We start from the raw sequence: 17385 nt of genomic DNA on the forward strand, positions 1-17385 counted from the left end.
ATATGGACTAAGGACGCTTTTATAAATCGCATGCGCATGAATGACGAACATCGGAAAGCCGTATGAGGGAAAACCTCATGTACGGTTTGATGAGGAGGGGCAGAAATCATCTGCCCTTTACTCTAGTAAACGCAAATTCTGGAAGTTTGAATATGTAGTCAGTGGTTAATTATCTTCTGAACCCAATTCACATTCAGGAGGTAATCGATATGACACAAAAAATAGTTGGTGTATTTTCTTCAGATCAGGATGCTTCTAATGCGATTCGGGATTTACAAGCTTTAGGATATGATACGAATGATATTTCCGTTATCGGAAGAAACAAGGACGACATCAATTCCATTCATGATGAGACTGGAACGAAGGCGCCGGAAGGAATTGCTTCCGGAGCTGCGACAGGCGGAGTGCTGGGCGGCGTAGCCGGATTGCTGGCGGGCCTGGGTGCACTGGCTATTCCGGGGATCGGTCCGATCATCGCTGCCGGTCCGATCGCAGCCACGCTGACGGGGGCGGCTGTAGGAGCCGGAGCCGGCGGTCTGGTAGGCGGTCTGGTTGGCCTTGGCATTCCTGAGGATGAAGCCGAAGAATACAACAGCTTCGTCAAGCATGGCCGCATCCTGGTGATGGTGGATGCGACGGATGCTCAGGAAGGACAGGTTTACAACGTATTCCGGGAGCATCATTCCCTGAATGCCCATAACTACCGCAACGGATATGATCAGAATGACGGGATCAACCGCAGCGTGGATGAGTCAAAAATGCGGGAAACCCGTGAACCCGCGGGTGCCTTCTATCAGGAATTGGCGACGCTTGACCGTCCAGAGGGGCAAGTAAGGGATCAAGACATTGATGATCGTACGATGCGTCTGCACGAGGAACGGCTTGATATTTCAAAGACACGGGAAACTACCGGTGAAGTGAATCTGCGCAAAGAAGTAATCGAAGAGCAGAAGACGATCAACGTGCCTGTAAGCCGTGAGGAAGTAGTCGTTGAGAAAAAGGTGATTCATGACGACGCTACAGGCGAGCCTGTAGGCCGTGATGAAACGATTCGCATTCCGGTCTCGGAGGAGCGGGTGGAGGTCAACAAACGCCCGGTCGTGACCGGTGAGGTGGAGATTCATAAACGGGAAGTTCAAGATACGGAGCAGGTGCAGGATATCTTGAAGAAGGAAGAAGCCCGATTGGATCAGACCGGGAACCCTAGAGTTCGGGGAGACGAAAAGCTCGACCGCTAATTACCCGGGTGAAGATGGCAATCAAATAAAAGGACAGCCTAAGGGCTGTCCTTTTATCATTTTCACAGGCTGGCGGGCTCACATGTTTATTTGCTTCCGTCCCGGATAATATTTTTAACCCGTCCCACCTGGCCGTCTTGAAGCCGCACCTTAATCCCATGGGGATGATTCGGCGAGTTGGTCAAAATGTCTTTAACGATGCCGCGTGTAAGCCGGCCGATGGATTGGTCTTTTTTTAGTACGATGTCGACGGTCAGGCCCGGGGCAATATTATTGCGTACAGTTCCATTCATTCGGGTAAATCTCCTCGGTGTTGGATTTATAGGGCATGTTCAAAAGTTATCCTTTAGGATACCATAAGCTGACCCGGAATCCAACGGAACAAGGACTATGCGGGAGGAGACAAGACATCGGCTTGCCAATGTCCGGAACTTTGCATATAATATCAGGTAAGTCAAAAAGTAAATGCGATGATGGAGAAGAGTAAGCAGAAGCCTCCTTACAGGGAAGAGACGTCAGTGATTGAGAACGTCTCTACGGAATCAGGCTGCTGAAGTTCGCTCCGGAGCAGTTCCTTGAACCCCGCTCAGGCCGGAAACGGTGGTAGCCGGCGGTGCAGTAGAGGATACCGGCTGCGGCCCGTTATGCCGATAAAGTGAGAGTCTTACTCCCAGGATGCCTAGTTTTATTCTGAAGCTTGCGCCGGGCGGTAACGGAGACTCTAACAAGGGTGGTACCACGGTCTTTTCGTCCCTTTCGGGAGAAGAGGCCTTTTTTGTTTTCAGAAACAAGTACGATTTATAAAGCTTAAGGGGGATTTGTCGATGAAAGAACGTTTGGAGGCACTCAAACAAGAAGCGATGGAGCAGCTTGGCAAAACGGCCGATGCTATTCATCTCAACGACCTGCGGGTTAAATATCTGGGTAAAAAGGGTGCCCTCACCGAGATTTTGCGCGGTATGGGCGGGCTTAGCGCCGAGGAACGGCCAGTGATCGGCCAGGTGGCCAATGAAGTGCGCGGAGTGATCGAAGCGCTGATCGAAGAGAAGCAGAACGATTTCCAGCGGAAAGAAACCGAGGGCCGGCTTGCAGCCGAGAAGGTGGATGTTACCTTGCCGGGACGCCCGCTTAAGCAGGGGGCCGTACATCCGTTGAATCAGGTCATTCAGGAAATCGAGGATATTTTTATCGGGATGGGATACCGGATTGCGGAAGGTCCCGAGGTAGAGACGGACTATTACAATTTCGAGGCGCTGAATTTGCCGAAGAACCACCCTGCACGCGATATGCAGGATTCCTTCTACTTGACCGAAGACTTGCTGATGCGTACCCAGACTTCTCCGGTACAGGTTCGTACGATGGAAGCCATGAAAGGGGAAGTTCCGATCAAGGTCATTTGTCCGGGACGCGTATTCCGCCGCGATGACGACGATGCGACCCATTCCTTCCAGTTCCATCAAATCGAAGGCCTGGTGGTTGGCAAAAGAATTCGTATGAGCGATCTCAAGGGAACGCTGCTGGAATTCACCCGCAAGATGTTCGGAGCGAACACCCAGATCCGTCTTCGTCCAAGCTTCTTTCCGTTCACCGAGCCGAGCGTCGAGGTTGACGTTACCTGTGTGAAATGCGGTGGAAACGGCTGCCGGGTCTGCAAGAACTCCGGATGGCTGGAGATTCTGGGCAGCGGGATGGTTCATCCGCGCGTGCTGGAAATGAGCGGATACGATCCTGAACAATATAGCGGCTTCGCGTTCGGAATGGGTGTGGAACGGATCGCGATGCTGAAATACGGCGTCGACGACATCCGTCACTTCTACAATAACGATCTGCGTTTCCTGCAGCAGTTTGCCAGAGTATAGGCCACGGAAAAGGAAGGGGAAATGACATGAAAGTATCAACCGAATGGTTATCACAATATGTTTCACTGGATAATGTGGATATTCCGCAGCTTGCCGAGATGATTACGCGTTCCGGCATCGAAATTGACTCGGTCGAGAATCGGAATAAAGGTGTTACTAAAGTAGTAGTAGGTTACGTGAAAAGCAAGGAGAAGCATCCGGATGCCGATAAATTGAACGTCTGCATCGTCGATGCCGGCGAAGCAGAAGATCTGCAAATCGTTTGCGGCGCAAAGAACGTGGACGCCGGACAAAAGGTGCCTGTAGCTCTTGTCGGTGCTAAGCTTCCGGGCGGGCTTGAAATCAAGAAGGCGAAGCTCCGCGGCATCGCATCGCAAGGCATGATTTGCTCGGCCAAAGAACTTGGCTTGAATGATAAGTTGCTGCCAAAGGAACAACAGGAGGGCATTCTGGTACTGCCTGAAAACAGCGAGATCGGCACGCCGATCACCAGCCTGCTGCACCTGGACGATCAGGTACTGGATTTCGACTTGACGCCGAACCGCTCGGATTGTCTCAGCATGCTCGGGGCCGCTTATGAGGTTGGCGCGATTTTGGGCCGGGACGTGAAGCTTCCTCAGCCGGAGAACGATCTGATCGAAGTAACTGAGCCGGCAAGCGATCGGATTTCCGTGAGTATTAAATCCCCGGATCTTTGCAGCCGTTATGCGGTCCGGTATATTTCGGGCGTAAAGATCGGCGTTTCGCCGCTCTGGATGCAAAGCCGTCTGATGGCGGCGGGTGTCCGGCCGATTAATAATATCGTGGACATTACGAATTATGTGATGCTGGAGTACGGGCAACCGCTCCATGCTTTTGATGCCGACAAGATCGCCGGGAACGCCATCGGCGTACGCGCAGCCAAGGAAGGCGAAATTCTGGTCACTTTGGACGGCCAGGAACGCAAGCTTGATGCGGGTTCGCTGTTGATCGTAGACGGAGAAGACCGGCCGGTAGGCCTGGCTGGAGTAATGGGCGGACTGGATTCCGAAGTGACGGAAACCACCGCGAACATCGTGCTGGAATCGGCCAAGTTTGACGGCGGCTCCGTACGCAAAACATCCCGTCAGCTCGGTCTCCGGTCCGAAGCGTCACTGCGGTTCGAGAAGGAAGTGGATCCGGCAAGAGTGCTTCCGGCACTGGACCGCGCGGCGGCGCTGATGGTCGAAATCGCCGGCGGCAAAGTGTTGGAAGGCGTAGTTCAGTCCGTTACGGCGGAAGCGCAAGACCATACGATTACTTTATCGCTGGATAAAATGAACGCATATCTGGGCACGGACATTTCGTCGCTCGAAACGAAAGCTCTGTTGATTCGTTTGCACTTCGAATGCGGTGATCTGGATGGGAATGCACTGGAAGTTCGCGTCCCAAGCCGCCGCGGGGATATTACCCGCGACGTGGATTTGATTGAAGAAATTGCCCGTTTGTACGGTTATGACAATATTCCGGTTACGATGATCGAAGGTCCGTCGACGGCGGGAGGCTATACGAAGCCGCAGGCTTTGCGGCGGGCGCTGCGCGGTCTGCTAGTCCATGGCGGATGGCAGGAAACGATGGGCTATTCGTTTATCCGGGAAGGAGCCGGCGGCAAATTCCCAGCGCCGGGCGAAGGCGGACATGAAGTGAAACTGGCGATGCCGATGAGCGAAGACCGCAGCGTGCTGCGCGGCAGCCTTTTGCCGGGTCTGATCGATATGGCTCAGTATAACCGAAACCGTAAGCACGACGATCTCGCCTTGTTCGAAATCGGTACGGTGTTCCACGGCAAGGATGAGCATATGAAGGAGCAGCCGCGGGAATTGCCTGTGCTCGGCTTGTTGCTTACCGGCAGCAGAGGCGTCAAACGCTGGAATACTTCGGCCGAGAAGGTGGATTTCTTCGACCTTAAGGGCGCATTGGAAAGCGTATTTGAATATCTCGGCGTGAACGGCCGCGTTTCCTACGAAGCAGACGCTCCTAAAGGCTTCCATCCGGGACGCTCGGCGTCCGTCTACCTGGAGGTGCCGGAAGGCCGCCAGCGGATCGGAACGCTCGGCCAGCTGCATCCGGAATTGCAGCGCGAGATGGATCTTGACGATACGTATGCAGCAGAGCTAATGCTTGAGCCGCTTTATCAATATGCGGGTGATACTGTAGCTTACCGTGATCTTCCGCGGTTCCCGGCGATGCAGCGGGATATCGCAGTCGTCGTGGATGTAAACGTCGAGGCGGAAGCCTTGATGTCTTCGATCCGGAAATCTGCCGGTGAACTGCTTGAATCCGTGGAAGTATTTGATGTATTTACGGGAGCCAAGCTGGGAGAGGGCAAGAAGAGCGTAGCTTTGTCCCTTGTATACCGTCATAAAGAGCGGACGTTGACCGATGAGGAAGTTTCCGAAGTACATGAATCGGTCGTTGCGGCGCTGGAGCAAACTTTTGCTGCTGAATTGAGAAAATAGCAGGAATTGAACCGAGTCACATCGAATCTTTCTTTAGTAACGATTCGATGTGACTTTCGTGCAAATACAGACATCTATGATCAAACTCGGACCGAAGGAGGCACTTGGCTGTGAATACCCCAAACCGTATTAGTGTAAATGTCGATATATATGGGACTTCTTATAAAATTGTGGGCAGTAATGCCGAATACATGAAGCAGGTTGCCCGCCGTGTTGATGAGCATATGCGTTCAATCTCCAAAATGTATTCCCATCTGGATACGCCGCGCCTCGCGGTGTTGGCTGCTGTACGTATGGCTGAAGAAGCCCTGAGAACGGAGCAGCTTCAGAGCGAACTGAAACAGGTTCAGCAGGAAAACGGTGAACTGAAGCAGGAAATCTCGGTGATGCAGGCGCTCCATACGAAGCAGGAGAATGACCACAAAGGGCTACAGGAAGAGCACCACCAACTGAAGAGCGACAAGAAGCTGCTCGCAGAGCAGGTGGCGCAAGGCGAAAGCTCGCTGAAAGAGCGCGACGAGGAATGCCGCAAGCTGAATGTCAGAATTCAGGAGCTTGAGCGGCAGCTTGGTGAACAGCGTGGAAGCAATACGCAGTTGCAGACGAAATTGCGGACCGTTGAACAGGAGAATCGCAAAGAGAAGGAAGAACTCGAGAAGCTGGCTGAACAACTTAAGTCATCCCGGCAAAGGGAGCAAACCGCTCAAAGCGCTCAGCAGCGGGCTAAGGAGGAGGCGGCGAAGGCCGAGCAGCAGGCGAAGCTGGCACAGCAATCGCTTCAGGCCGCCGACGCGGAAGCCAAGAAACAGGTTCGTCTTCTTCAGGAGGCAAAGGAGCGGGAAGACAAGCTGCGTGCGGAGCTTGCCGCCGCCTTACAAAATGAGAACTCGTGGCATAAGCTGGCGGATCGGCGAAACGAAGAGTTAAGCCGGCTGGAGATTAGCCAGTTGGAAGCCGTAAGCCGGACGGAGAAGCTTGAGGAACAGCTTAACGCGGTAAGCGGCGAGTTGGAATCCGCCAAGTCGAGATTTGCTGCAGAGAAGGACAAATCTGCAAAACTGGCAGATGAATTGGATAAGCTCCGGGCCAGACTGGAGCAGGTGGAACGCGAGCGGGAATCCGCGCGGCTTACGGCGCAATCTGCCGGTGAAGACAAGCAGCGTCTGGAGGCACAGACCTTCAAGCTGGAGGAACGGCTTCAGGAATTGGAGCGGGAGATGCAGGAATATGCGGCACTGGCCGAGGAGCAGGATGAATCCCGTCAGGCGGCCGAGCGTCGTGAACGCGAATGGAGAGAGCAGCTTGCGTCGGCTGAGCAGGAATTGAATTCTTGGCGCGAAACCGAGGCGGAACTGCAGCGTCAGCTTGCCGAATGGCAGCAGGAATGCGCAAGCGGAGGGGAGCAGGTGTTGAACCTGTCGACCGATTATCGTGAGCTTGAGCAGGAAAAGGACCGAATGGCCGAACAGCTGCGCCAAATTTCCGACAGCTATGAGATCGTATCCCACGAGTATCGCTTGCTTCAGGCGGAGCGGGAAGTGGAGCGGGAGAACGTACAGGCTAAGGAAGAAGAGTACAAGCGGTTAAAAGAAGATTATGCCAAGCTGCAGACCGAGTATAACGAATGGATTGAACTGATCGAGCAGGATCAGAATTAATTTAAGCTTCGTTGTGATCCGGTTTATGTTCGTGGAAACGGAAGAGCCCCCGGCGTTCCCGCCGGGGGCTCTTGATGGTTACCGTTTATTCTACGATGATTTTGGAGACCATGGCGCTATGGCCGGATCCGCACATGATCGAGCAGGCTAATTCAAATTCCCCTGTTTCCTTCGGAATAATTACCGCGGAATCTTTCTTGCCGCTAAGCTGCAGCTTTAAACCGGGCACGAGCATGCCGTGATTGCCTTCCGCATTTTTGAAGATAACCTTTACAGGCACGTCCTTCTTTAAATGATACTCGGCCTGATCAAATTTATAATTTGTAGCTTCGATCACCAGTTCCGCTTCCGGTTCGACATTGCTTACTTCAGAGCTGCTGCCAGATCCCGAACCGCTTCCGCAAGCTGCCAAAATCAACAAGAGAACAGAACAAGCCATAAATGCAATCGTTTTTTTCACATTTATCCCTCGCAATATAAAAATATTTATGACAATTTCAAGAATATTATATCGCAGTTGGATAAAGACGATGTAAGCAAGGTTTGAAGAATTGGTGAACTTCTTCCATATAATTGTATGTTGATACGTTAGATTCTTCTCTATAAATAGAACGATCCGCCCGGAAAGATAACTCCGGGCGGATTGCTGAGGGTGGATCTATATGCTGCTGGAATCGGATCGAAGGAAATGGTTAATCCTTAGCTGCTTCGAATGGCGTGGATACCGGGATAAACAGATCGATGATCCCGATTACCAGTGCGGCCAGCAGGGCTCCGATCATGGAAACGGAAACCCCGGATACGATAAACTGAGCCAGCCAGATCACCAGAGCGCTGGTGATGAAGCCGACGATGCCGCGCCCGAACGGTGTAACTCTTTTCCCGAAGATGCCTTCAATGGCCCAACCCAGTAAAGCGATGACTAGCGCAAGCATCAATGCGCTGCCGAAGCCGCCGATACTGAATTGCGGAACGAGCCATCCGACAACGAGCAATACTAGGGCTGAGACAATAAAACGTACAACATGTCCCAGAAAATGCATGGCACTTGGCCTCCTTTTTTTGCGAAAATGCGTGTCATAATCCCCACTTATCTTGTTCCGCACAGGTCCTTTTTATGTGCGAATGCTTGAAATGGCGAAAAATGACCGCTTTCGCTATAATGAAATCATAGCCCGAGGGGAGTTGTGAAAGTTCTTGGACGAGAAAATTTTAAAAACGATGGAATATCGAAAAATTATAGAGCAATTGGCGAAATATACGCAGACGCCGCTCGGAAGAGCCGAAGCTGAAGCGCTGTCTCCGGATTCCAACCTTGAGGAAGTGAAACGGCTGCTGCAAGGAACGGAAGAAGCCTTTACCGTCGACAGGTTAAAAGGGTACCCGTCATTCGGCGGCATTGTCGACATAACGCCGGCCGTCAAGCGGGCGCGAATTGGCGGTACGTTGAATCCGCATGAGCTGTTCGGCATTGCGACTACGCTGGAAGGCGGGCGCCGAATCAAGCGATTCCTGGCTTCCATGCATGAAGACCAGCCGATCCCGCTCCTGTTCACGCTTAGCGATGCCATTAGCGAGCAGAAGCCGCTGGAGGAGGCCATCAAGCGGTGCATTGACGAGAGCGCCGAGGTGCTCGACTCCGCCAGCGCCGAGCTGTCGCAGATCCGCCGGGAACTGCGCGGCGGTGAGGTACGCATTCGCGAAAAGCTGGATGCGATGATCCGTTCCTCCAGCATATCGAAGATGCTGCAGGACCAATTGATCACGATCCGCGGCGACCGGTTTGTTATTCCGGTTAAAGCGGAATACAGATCCCACTTCGGCGGGATTGTACACGATCAGTCCGGTTCCGGCGCGACGCTGTTCATTGAGCCCGAATCCATCGTGGCGATGAATAACAAGCTGCGGGAAACCCGGCTTCGGGAAGAACGGGAAATCGAAGTGATTCTGCAGAAGCTGACGGCTCTGGTCGGTGAACAGGCGGAGCTGCTGTTTTATGACAGCGACGTGCTTGCACAGCTTGATTTTCTGTTTGCCAAAGCACGCTTGGCCCGGGAAATGAAGGCTACGCTGCCGCGCATGAACGATCGCGGATTTATGAAGCTGAAGAAGGGACGTCATCCGCTTATCCCGGCGAACCAGGTTGTCCCGATCGATGTGGAATTGGGCAACCAATATTCGACGATTATCGTTACCGGCCCGAACACCGGCGGTAAGACCGTCACGCTCAAAACGATCGGCCTGCTGAGCCTCATGGCGATGTCCGGCTTGTTTGTTCCTGCGGAGGAAGGCAGCCAGTTGTGTGTCTTTGACGCCATATATGCAGATATCGGGGATGAGCAGAGCATCGAGCAAAGTCTCAGTACTTTTTCGAGCCATATGACCAATATTATTTCAATTCTGCGCAAAATGACCCCTAAAAGCCTCGTACTGCTGGATGAGGTCGGCGCCGGTACAGATCCTGCGGAAGGCTCCGCTCTCGCGATTGCGATTTTGGAGCATATTCATTCCCAGGGCTGCCGGATGGTGGCCACAACGCATTACAGCGAGCTGAAGGCATACGCTTATGAACGAAAGGCCGTTATTAACGCGAGTATGGAGTTTGACGTTAATACGCTGAGTCCGACGTACCGGCTGCTGGTCGGTGTTCCGGGCCGAAGCAACGCGTTCGCAATCGCCGAACGGTTGGGCTTACCGGGAGCAATCCTGGACTATGCCCGGGGCGAGGTGAAGGAAGAGGATCAGCGGGTCGAGCATATGATTGCCTCGCTGGAAGAGAACCGGAACGTCGCGGAGCAGGAGCGGGAGACGGCAGAGAAGCTGCGAAAGGACTTGGAGGCTTTGCGGAGCCGCCATACGGCCGAACTGGAGAAGCTGGAGCAGCAAAGAGACCGCCGGCTGGAGAAGGCCGAAGAAGAGGCGAGAACGATCATCGCCAAGGCACGCAGCGAAGCCGAGAAGATTATCGAAGATTTACGGAAGCTGGCGCTCGAGGAAGGCGCTTCGGTCAAGGAGCATAAACTGATCGCCGCCCGGAAACAGCTGGATGAGGCGGAGCCGCAGCAACGCAAGAAGGCGGCCGGCAAGAAGACAGCCAAACCGCCGCGCCAAATTGAACCGGGCGATGAAGTGATGGTATACAGCCTTAATCAGAAGGGCCATATCGTGGAATTGTCCGGCAGCAAAGAAGCGATCGTCCAACTCGGAATCATGAAAATGAAGGTGGCTATGGACGATCTCGAGTTGATCGGATCGGCAGCATCGGCTAAGCCGGCACAGCGGACCGTAACCAATCTGAAGCGGACCAGAGACGATCAGGTCCGCAGCGAGCTGGATTTACGCGGTGCAAATCTGGAAGAAGCGCTGATCGAAGTTGACCGCTTCATCGATGAAGCCTATTTGGGCAATCTGGGCCAGATCTATATCATCCACGGCAAAGGAACGGGAATATTGCGTACCGGTATTTCGGATTATTTGCGCAGGCACAAGCATATAAAGAGTTATCGTCTCGGAAATTACGGGGAAGGCGGTACCGGAGTCACGGTAGCCGAACTGAAGTGACGGGGAGGAGAACGGATTGAAAGGAACCATTGATCCGCTGCTTGAGCAGCCGATCGGGCTGATGGCGGGATATTTTTCCGTAGCGGTTGTAGAACTGATCGTGTTTCTTTCCTGCTTTGAGCTTGTAACGAAGTATCGGTGCTGGCATGAGATAAAACGGGGAAATATGGCGGCATCGCTGGCCACGGGGGGCAAAATCTTCGGAATTTGCAATATTCTGCGTTTTGCGACCGAACGTTCATCCATTTATGAGTTTATCGGGTGGTCTTTTGTCGGAGCGTTTCTGTTTTTCCTTGCTTATATGATGTTTGAGTTTGTGACCCCGGTCTTTCAGATCGACAAGGAGATCGCAGCGGGCAATGTGGCGGTGGGCTTTATCGCTATGGCCGTTTCGGTTTCTGTGTCCTTTGTGATCGGAGCCTGTATCGTTTAGGAGGAGTATGGCATGTTGAAAAACCTGGTCCGGGTTTTATTCGTGGCCTCGATGCTGTTCTTGATCGCCGGAATCATTTTCTTGGTTAGATCGTGATGACGGGTTGGATGAATAATTAATTTGTTAATGGAAGGATGGGCTGAAATGGAAACGACAATCTGCCCTTGGTGTCAAACCGAAATTGTATGGGATGAAGAACTGGGACCCGAAGAGGAATGTCCTTATTGCCATAATGAGCTTAAGGGATACCGTACTTTGAATATTTCTCTCGGCGAGGAAGATGAATTGGAGGAAGACGAGGATTTGGAGGCGGAAGAAGAAGGCCTCGGTCTTTGGGAAGAGGATGACGAAAGCCATCTGAATGCGATTCGGCGGGTAGAAGCTTTTGCAACGGACGGAGGAGATCTGCTTGCTTATGAATCCGGCGTCGAAAAGATTCTGGACAGGCAGGAAGAAGTTCCCGAATGTCCGCATTGCCGGGAATATATGATGTTTGCGGGAGTTCAGACGTTAGGTGCGGATTATGCTCCTGTCGTGCCCGAGGGTGCAAAAGGGCCGTTGCTGAAACCGGCAGCCAAGCTAAACGTCTATGTCTGCACCGCTTGCTTCCATGTCGGTTCCTTCTTATCGGAGGATGACCGGAACGCATTGATTCGCACAGTAAGTGAAGATTGATTTTTGTGAACTTGGGGGCTTCCCTGGCCATACATTATGGCTGGAGGGAGGCCTCCTTTTACATTTCAAAGAAAACTTGACGATAAGGGGCTCACTCCATTTTTGCGTCGTTATGTCATGCTTCCCCGCAGATTGGGTATCTTACATTTACACTGAATCGTTGGAGGAGCAAAATGCATGAGCAGTTCTCTTAACGGCCAATCCAGGCTGCTGTTAGCCGTGAATGGATTATTCGTTTTGGCCGGGGCGTTGTCGGGAACTTTTTTGAACGTCTATTTATGGAAGGTCAAACAGGATTTTGCGATGATCGGATGGTTCACGTTCAGTCAACAGCTAGCGCTCGGGCTTACGTTTTGGATCGCCGGCAAATGGGTGAAGGAGCAGGATAAGATGATCTCCCTCCGGCTGGGGATCGTCGTTTCAGGAATATTCTATCTGCTGGTTCTGTGGGCGGGAGCGCATACCGTCGATTATATATGGCCGCTTGGATTTCTGTTCGGCATCGGATCGGGGCTGTTTTGGCTAGCTTTTAATGTCGTTTATTTTGAAGTGACGGATGTCGATACCCGGGATTTGTTCAATGGCTGGATCGGGATTCTGGGCTCCGTGATCGGCATTTTAGGTCCGTGGACTTCCGGTTGGATTATTTCCGCGATGAAGGGAAATCTCGGATATCGCGTCATATTCACGGTTTCGCTGATCGTCTACGGAATCGGCATCCTGCTTAGCTTTTGGCTGAAAAAAAGAAAACGCGGCGGTCCCTACCGGTGGATGGAACCTTTCCGGCAGTTTGGCAAGAATAGTCCCTGGCGGCAGGCCGTCCCGGCATCCGCGGCTCATGGAGTGCGGGAGGGCGTCTTTTCGTTTCTGGTCACATTGCTCGTATTTATCAGCACTTCGGCAGAGAGGAAAGTCGGCCAGTTTTCGTTGGTTACTTCACTTGTTTCCCTGGTCAGCTTCTGGGCGGTCGGAAAATGGCTCCACATTCGCTTCCGGTATGCCGGAATGCTCGTTGGAGCGGTACTCATTACGGGGGTCATCGGCCCGCTTCTGTGGGACGTCAACTATGTTACGCTGATGCTCTTCGGGATCGGGACTTCCCTGTTCATGCCGCTGTATTTGCTTCCGGTCATCTCCTCGGTGTTCGATCTTATCGGGAAAAATGAGGATACCGTAGAGCAGCGCGTCGAATTGATCGTACTCCGCGAACTGAGCATCATGGTAGGGAGACTCCTTGGCACGCTCCTGTTCATTATCATATTTACCTGGTCTCCTCATATGAAGACGGTGATTTGGCTTATGCTGGGTCTTGGAGCAACCCCTTTGCTCAGTTGGGTTCTCATCCGTAAATTATTTAAGCACCCGGTTGATGCCGCTTGACCGGACAGGAAGTTACAATCCTGGTGATCGCAGGCAGTGGAATCGTATACTTAGCCCGCTCCGTTTAAGGAGCGGGTTTGGTGCTTCGGGTCAGCGCAAACAGTTCCATATCGCTGCGCGGTTTGCCGGCAAGCACATCCGTAATCATCTCGGCGGCGAGCATGCTGCATACGGTTCCGTTTCCTCCATAACCTTCAAGGAAGAAACAATGGGGATAATCCGGATGGGTTCCGATATAAGGCAATCCGTCCCGGGTTTCCCCGAATACGGCTCCCCAGGAATAAGCGGCACGTAGTCCAGATTTTTCCGGAAACATGTTGTGAATGAGTTCGAGAAGCTCCTGTCCTTTTTTTATTTCCCGGCCTTCCTTTAACACATTGCCCGTTAAAGGCTCATCCAGCCCTCCAGCCATAATCCGGCCGTCGGGGGTTGTCCGCATATAAAGGTAGGGGCGGGCGGTTTCCCAGATCAGACAGCGCTCGTGCCAATCCTTGAAATGGTTTACCGGTTCTGTCACGACCGCGTAGGTGCTCGTTAAATAAGCTCCGGGTTCCCGTTTCAGAAGCTGGGTTTCATAACCGGTAGCTACGATGACATGTTTGGCGCGAATGACCCGCTGTCCGGAACGGCAGCTAACCCCGTCACTATGGAATGTCCAGCCCGTAATAGGCGTATGCTCGTAAATTTGCAGCCCTTTGGTCGTCGCTTTCTTCAGGAGTTCGTGAACGAGGGCAAACGGATTGATCTCGGCGTCCCCCTGAGTGTAAATTGCCCCAGGCCTGCGGAACGGAAACCGTCCGGAGAAATCTTCTTCGTTCCACCAGTCCACCTGAAATCCGTATTTTTTTAAATTCTCGTATTCTTCCCTCAGCATGGAAACATCCTCAGCGGTGCTCGCCATATACAGGCTGCTTCTCTCCTTCGGTAAGAGATCCGGATGCAGCTTTCCTCCCAGTTCTTTTAAACGGACGAGGGCATCCCTGCAGAGCCTGTAAAAGTGAACCGCCGTCTCTTCACCAAAAGTATGAATGAATGAGGTCAAGGTTTTATCATTGGCGTACTGAAGAATTCCCGTATTCGCCAGCGTGCTGCCCGAGCCGATTTCATTTTTCTCGGCTAAAACGATATTCATGCCTAAATCGGTCAAAAGATGAGCGCAAAGAGCCCCGCTGATTCCGCCCCCAATGATGAGACAGTCGCAAGAAATATCTTGCCCTAAAGCAGGGTAGTCGGGGACAGGACCGATCGTCCTGGGCCAGACGTGTTCGCCCGAATGTAATTTCATCGTTCCATCCCTCCAACAGTGATAGCAAGTGGACTTGTATAGTGTCCCTAATCCAATATTCACCGCGGCGCCACAAGTATAACCTCTGACCTATGATAAAAATTTCGAAGCGGGACATAATATGCCCGAATGCAACCATCTATCAGGAGGAAACGAGATGAACTATACGCAAATGCAGCCGCTGTCCGGCAAAGAAGTCAACTATATTGCGGATTCTGTGGCTAATGAAGACATGTTGATCAAGATGTGCGCGGCTGCAGCCGCCGTAGCGACCAATGCACAAATCGAGCAGGCGATTTCGGAGCATATGCGGGTTCACGAGCATCATCTGCACACGCTGATTAACGCGCTGAAACAGCATCAGCCCCTTGCTCCAAGCCAAGCCCAGTAAATTGCGGATCCAACAAAACCATAGGAGGAATCTTTCGTGAACCCACAAACCAGCACAGGGCAAATGTCCCAGGACGACTTGTTGAAAATAATTCTTGCCGATCTTCGGCGTACGGTTCGAGAGTATACCACGGCGACCACGGAGTCGTCCTGCCCGTCGATCAGACGGACGTTTGCCGAGTTGACGGACAGCACCTTGCGTCTGCAGGGCGATCTTTACACGCTGCTTGAACGGCATCAGATTTATTCGCCTCCTGCCGGAGCTACCCGCCAGGAAATCGATAAGAAAATCCAGGAGGCGGAAAAGACGCACCAGAAGGTGCATCAGTTCGTGCAGCAGCAGACAACCCGTTCGAATTCGTATATGCATCCCGCTAATGTCCCATACCATCAAACCAATATCCAGAATCCTTATTACACTTAAACCGTTTGACTGGAAAATAAGACCGTAACCCAAAACGTCCATCTCCTGGAATCTTCCATGGAGTGGACGTTTTTCTTTGCAGGATGCCCAAATTCATGTAATATAAGTATTAAATTTAGATTCCGGAGGCAAACGTCTACCGACGCCGCCGGAACAGCGCTGGAGGGTGAAGCATGAAACAATTGAGCGAACTGAAGCTGAAAGTGCTGGATCTCCTGAAAGAGGACGCCCGCCGGGATCCGAAGCTGCTGGCAACCTTGCTGGGCGTATCTTCGGAAGAAGTCGCAGCCGCGATCGCCGAATTGGAAGAAGATCACGTCATCGTGAAATATGCGACCGTGATCAATTCGAGCAAATTGGACGACGAGAAAGTAACCGCCTTGATCGAAGTGCAAATCACGCCCGAACGCGGGAGAGGCTTCGAAGCCATCGCGGAACGGATTTACCTGTTCCCGCAGGTGATGTCCGTCTATCTGATGTCCGGAGCTTACGATTTGTTGGTGGAAGTGGAAGGGCGCAATTTGAAGGAAGTGGCCAGTTTTGTCTCCGACAAGCTGTCACCGCTGGAATCCGTACTTTCAACGAAAACGCATTTTATTCTTAAAAAATATAAACAAGACGGCATCATTTTCGAAGATCCCGAAGAAGACCGCCGCCTGATGATTTCTCCGTAAAGGAAGTAATGTTATGAGCGTAAAATCACAAGGACAGGCAGAACAGAACGAAAATTCAATGACTTCTTACTTAGCTCCGCGGGTTAGAGATATTAAGCCTTCAGGGATTCGCCGTTTCTTCGACCTTGCCAGCGGTAATAAGGATATTATTACGCTGGGGGTAGGGGAGCCTGACTTCATTACTCCATGGCATGTCCGGGAAGCTTGCGTCTACTCTCTGGAGCGCGGCTTTACGAGCTACACAAGCAATGCAGGCACTCCCGAGCTTCGTGAAGCGATTGCGGAATATCTGTATAACAGCTACGAAGTGAAATATAACCCGAAAGATGAAATCCTTGTGACTGTGGGTGCGAGCGAAGCTATTGATCTGGCCTTGCGCGCGCTGATCGTACCTGGAGATGAAATTCTGGTTCCGGCGCCTTGTTACATCTCTTACTCGCCGATTACCGAAGTCGGCGGCGGTGTACCGGTGGAAATCGAGACGTTCGCCAAGGACAATTTCAAATTGAAGCCGGAACAGCTTAAAGCGGCAATCACTCCGAAATCCAAGGTTTTGATTCTGAATTATCCGAGCAACCCGACCGGCGGCACCATGAGTTATGAGGATTGGCTGCCGATTGCGAAAATCGTGGAAGAACACGACCTAATCGTAATTTCCGACGAAATTTATTCCGAATTGACTTATGGCGATAAGCACGTAAGTTTTGCTTCCATTCCCGGAATGAAAGACCGGACCATTCTGGTCAACGGCTTTTCCAAAGCTTTTGCGATGACAGGCTGGCGCATGGGATATGCTTGCGGCCATCCGGATTTGATCTACGCCATGCTGAAGATTCATCAATACACTGTCATGTGCGCTCCGGTTATGGGTCAGGTAGCAGCGCTTGAAGCCCTCAAAAATGGGCTGAAGGAGAAGGACCTTATGGTCGAATCCTACAACCAACGCAGAAGATTGATCGTTCAAGGATTGCGTGATGTAGGTTTGTCTTGTCATGAGCCTCAAGGCGCTTTCTATGCATTCCCGAGCGTCGAGTCAACCGGCCTGAGCTCGGATGAATTTGCTACCCGGCTATTGGTTGAGGCCAAAGTTGCGGCTGTGCCCGGAAATGTGTTCGGTGCTGGCGGTGAAGGCTTCCTCCGCTGCTCCTATGCGACTTCCGTAAATCAGATCAGCGAGGCGCTCCACCGGATGGGACAATTCATTCATAAATTGAAACAAGGCTGATTCTTAAGTACCTCACCCGGGAAAATGGGGCTAATTAACATTTCTTTCATATTTTAATTGATCACTGTCCAATTGACATGGTATAATTTTATTTTGGAAGAGGGTT

At 52.0% G+C, this 17385-nt stretch carries 16 protein-coding genes and 1 other annotated feature; of the genes, 12 read left to right on the forward strand and 4 right to left on the reverse strand.

All coding sequences use genetic code 11. The features are described from left to right. Nucleotides 1-209 precede the first annotated feature (209 nt). Nucleotides 210-1238 (forward strand): YsnF/AvaK domain-containing protein, encoded by a 1029-nt coding sequence (locus KJS57_RS20515; RefSeq protein WP_213656185.1) that lies wholly within the window; start codon nt 210-212, stop codon nt 1236-1238. A gap of 86 nt (nt 1239-1324) precedes the next feature. On the opposite strand, the gene KJS57_RS20520 is transcribed toward KJS57_RS20515, so the two are convergent. Further along, the gene (locus tag KJS57_RS20520) at nt 1325-1531 is read right to left on the reverse strand and encodes a YwbE family protein (protein ID WP_213656186.1); all 207 of its coding nucleotides are present in this window, start codon (nt 1529-1531) and stop codon (nt 1325-1327) included. 168 nt (nt 1532-1699) lie between these two features. Next, nucleotides 1700-1996: a binding site (T-box leader), on the forward strand. A gap of 66 nt (nt 1997-2062) precedes the next feature. Between KJS57_RS20520 and pheS the strand changes: the two genes are divergently transcribed. The 3 genes from pheS (at nt 2063) to KJS57_RS20535 (ending at nt 7232) form a co-directional block, all read left to right on the forward strand. Beyond that, a complete protein-coding gene (gene pheS / locus KJS57_RS20525; RefSeq protein WP_213656187.1) occupies nt 2063-3097 on the forward strand; it encodes a phenylalanine--tRNA ligase subunit alpha in 1035 nt (344 codons plus the stop codon). Between the two features lie 26 nt (nt 3098-3123). After that, complete coding sequence (pheT, locus tag KJS57_RS20530; RefSeq protein WP_213656188.1) at nt 3124-5574, forward strand: phenylalanine--tRNA ligase subunit beta; 2451 nt, start codon at nt 3124-3126, stop codon at nt 5572-5574. A gap of 110 nt (nt 5575-5684) precedes the next feature. Next, nucleotides 5685-7232: a cell division protein ZapA gene (locus KJS57_RS20535; RefSeq protein WP_213656189.1), complete on the forward strand. Its 1548-nt coding sequence runs from the start codon at nt 5685-5687 to the stop codon at nt 7230-7232. 85 nt (nt 7233-7317) lie between these two features. Here KJS57_RS20535 and KJS57_RS20540 read toward each other — a convergent pair whose 3' ends face one another. Both KJS57_RS20540 and KJS57_RS20545 read right to left on the reverse strand, forming a co-directional pair. Further along, nucleotides 7318-7692 carry a cupredoxin domain-containing protein gene (locus tag KJS57_RS20540; protein WP_211022095.1) on the reverse strand — a complete coding sequence of 125 codons (375 nt, stop codon included), beginning with the start codon at nt 7690-7692 and terminating at the stop codon, nt 7318-7320. A gap of 232 nt (nt 7693-7924) precedes the next feature. Further along, the gene (locus KJS57_RS20545) at nt 7925-8275 is read right to left on the reverse strand and encodes a phage holin family protein (protein ID WP_211022097.1); all 351 of its coding nucleotides are present in this window, start codon (nt 8273-8275) and stop codon (nt 7925-7927) included. Nucleotides 8276-8429: 154 nt separating this feature from the next. Here KJS57_RS20545 and KJS57_RS20550 point away from each other — a divergent pair, with 154 nt between their 5' ends. The 4 genes from KJS57_RS20550 to KJS57_RS20565 all read left to right on the forward strand — a co-directional run bounded on the left by KJS57_RS20550 (nt 8430) and on the right by KJS57_RS20565 (nt 13281). Further along, nucleotides 8430-10793: an endonuclease MutS2 gene (locus KJS57_RS20550; RefSeq protein ID WP_213656190.1), complete on the forward strand. Its 2364-nt coding sequence runs from the start codon at nt 8430-8432 to the stop codon at nt 10791-10793. A 16-nt stretch (nt 10794-10809) separates the two neighbouring features. Continuing rightward, entirely contained in the window at nt 10810-11226 is a 417-nt protein-coding gene (locus tag KJS57_RS20555; RefSeq protein ID WP_211022101.1) for a DUF350 domain-containing protein, read from the forward strand. A gap of 144 nt (nt 11227-11370) precedes the next feature. Continuing rightward, nucleotides 11371-11901 (forward strand): hypothetical protein, encoded by a 531-nt coding sequence (locus KJS57_RS20560; RefSeq protein ID WP_211022103.1) that lies wholly within the window; start codon nt 11371-11373, stop codon nt 11899-11901. A 177-nt stretch (nt 11902-12078) separates the two neighbouring features. Next, nucleotides 12079-13281: an MFS transporter gene (locus KJS57_RS20565; protein WP_211022105.1), complete on the forward strand. Its 1203-nt coding sequence runs from the start codon at nt 12079-12081 to the stop codon at nt 13279-13281. A 64-nt stretch (nt 13282-13345) separates the two neighbouring features. Here KJS57_RS20565 and KJS57_RS20570 read toward each other — a convergent pair whose 3' ends face one another. Beyond that, on the reverse strand, nt 13346-14566 hold the full coding sequence (locus KJS57_RS20570) for an NAD(P)/FAD-dependent oxidoreductase (protein WP_213656191.1): 1221 nt from the start codon (nt 14564-14566) through the stop codon (nt 13346-13348). Nucleotides 14567-14723: 157 nt separating this feature from the next. Between KJS57_RS20570 and KJS57_RS20575 the strand changes: the two genes are divergently transcribed. The 4 genes from KJS57_RS20575 to KJS57_RS20590 all read left to right on the forward strand — a co-directional run bounded on the left by KJS57_RS20575 (nt 14724) and on the right by KJS57_RS20590 (nt 17279). Continuing rightward, complete coding sequence (locus tag KJS57_RS20575; RefSeq protein WP_211022108.1) at nt 14724-14957, forward strand: hypothetical protein; 234 nt, start codon at nt 14724-14726, stop codon at nt 14955-14957. A gap of 36 nt (nt 14958-14993) precedes the next feature. Beyond that, nucleotides 14994-15380 carry a spore coat protein gene (locus KJS57_RS20580; RefSeq protein WP_244861649.1) on the forward strand — a complete coding sequence of 129 codons (387 nt, stop codon included), beginning with the start codon at nt 14994-14996 and terminating at the stop codon, nt 15378-15380. Between the two features lie 173 nt (nt 15381-15553). Then, nucleotides 15554-16054, forward strand: coding sequence for an Lrp/AsnC family transcriptional regulator (locus KJS57_RS20585; protein WP_211022110.1), 501 nt, complete (start codon nt 15554-15556; stop codon nt 16052-16054). Between the two features lie 13 nt (nt 16055-16067). After that, complete coding sequence (locus tag KJS57_RS20590; RefSeq protein WP_211022112.1) at nt 16068-17279, forward strand: aminotransferase class I/II-fold pyridoxal phosphate-dependent enzyme; 1212 nt, start codon at nt 16068-16070, stop codon at nt 17277-17279. Nucleotides 17280-17385: the final 106 nt, after the last annotated feature.

Source organism: Paenibacillus vini (assembly GCF_018403325.1).
GTDB lineage: Bacteria > Bacillota > Bacilli > Paenibacillales > Paenibacillaceae > Fontibacillus > Fontibacillus vini.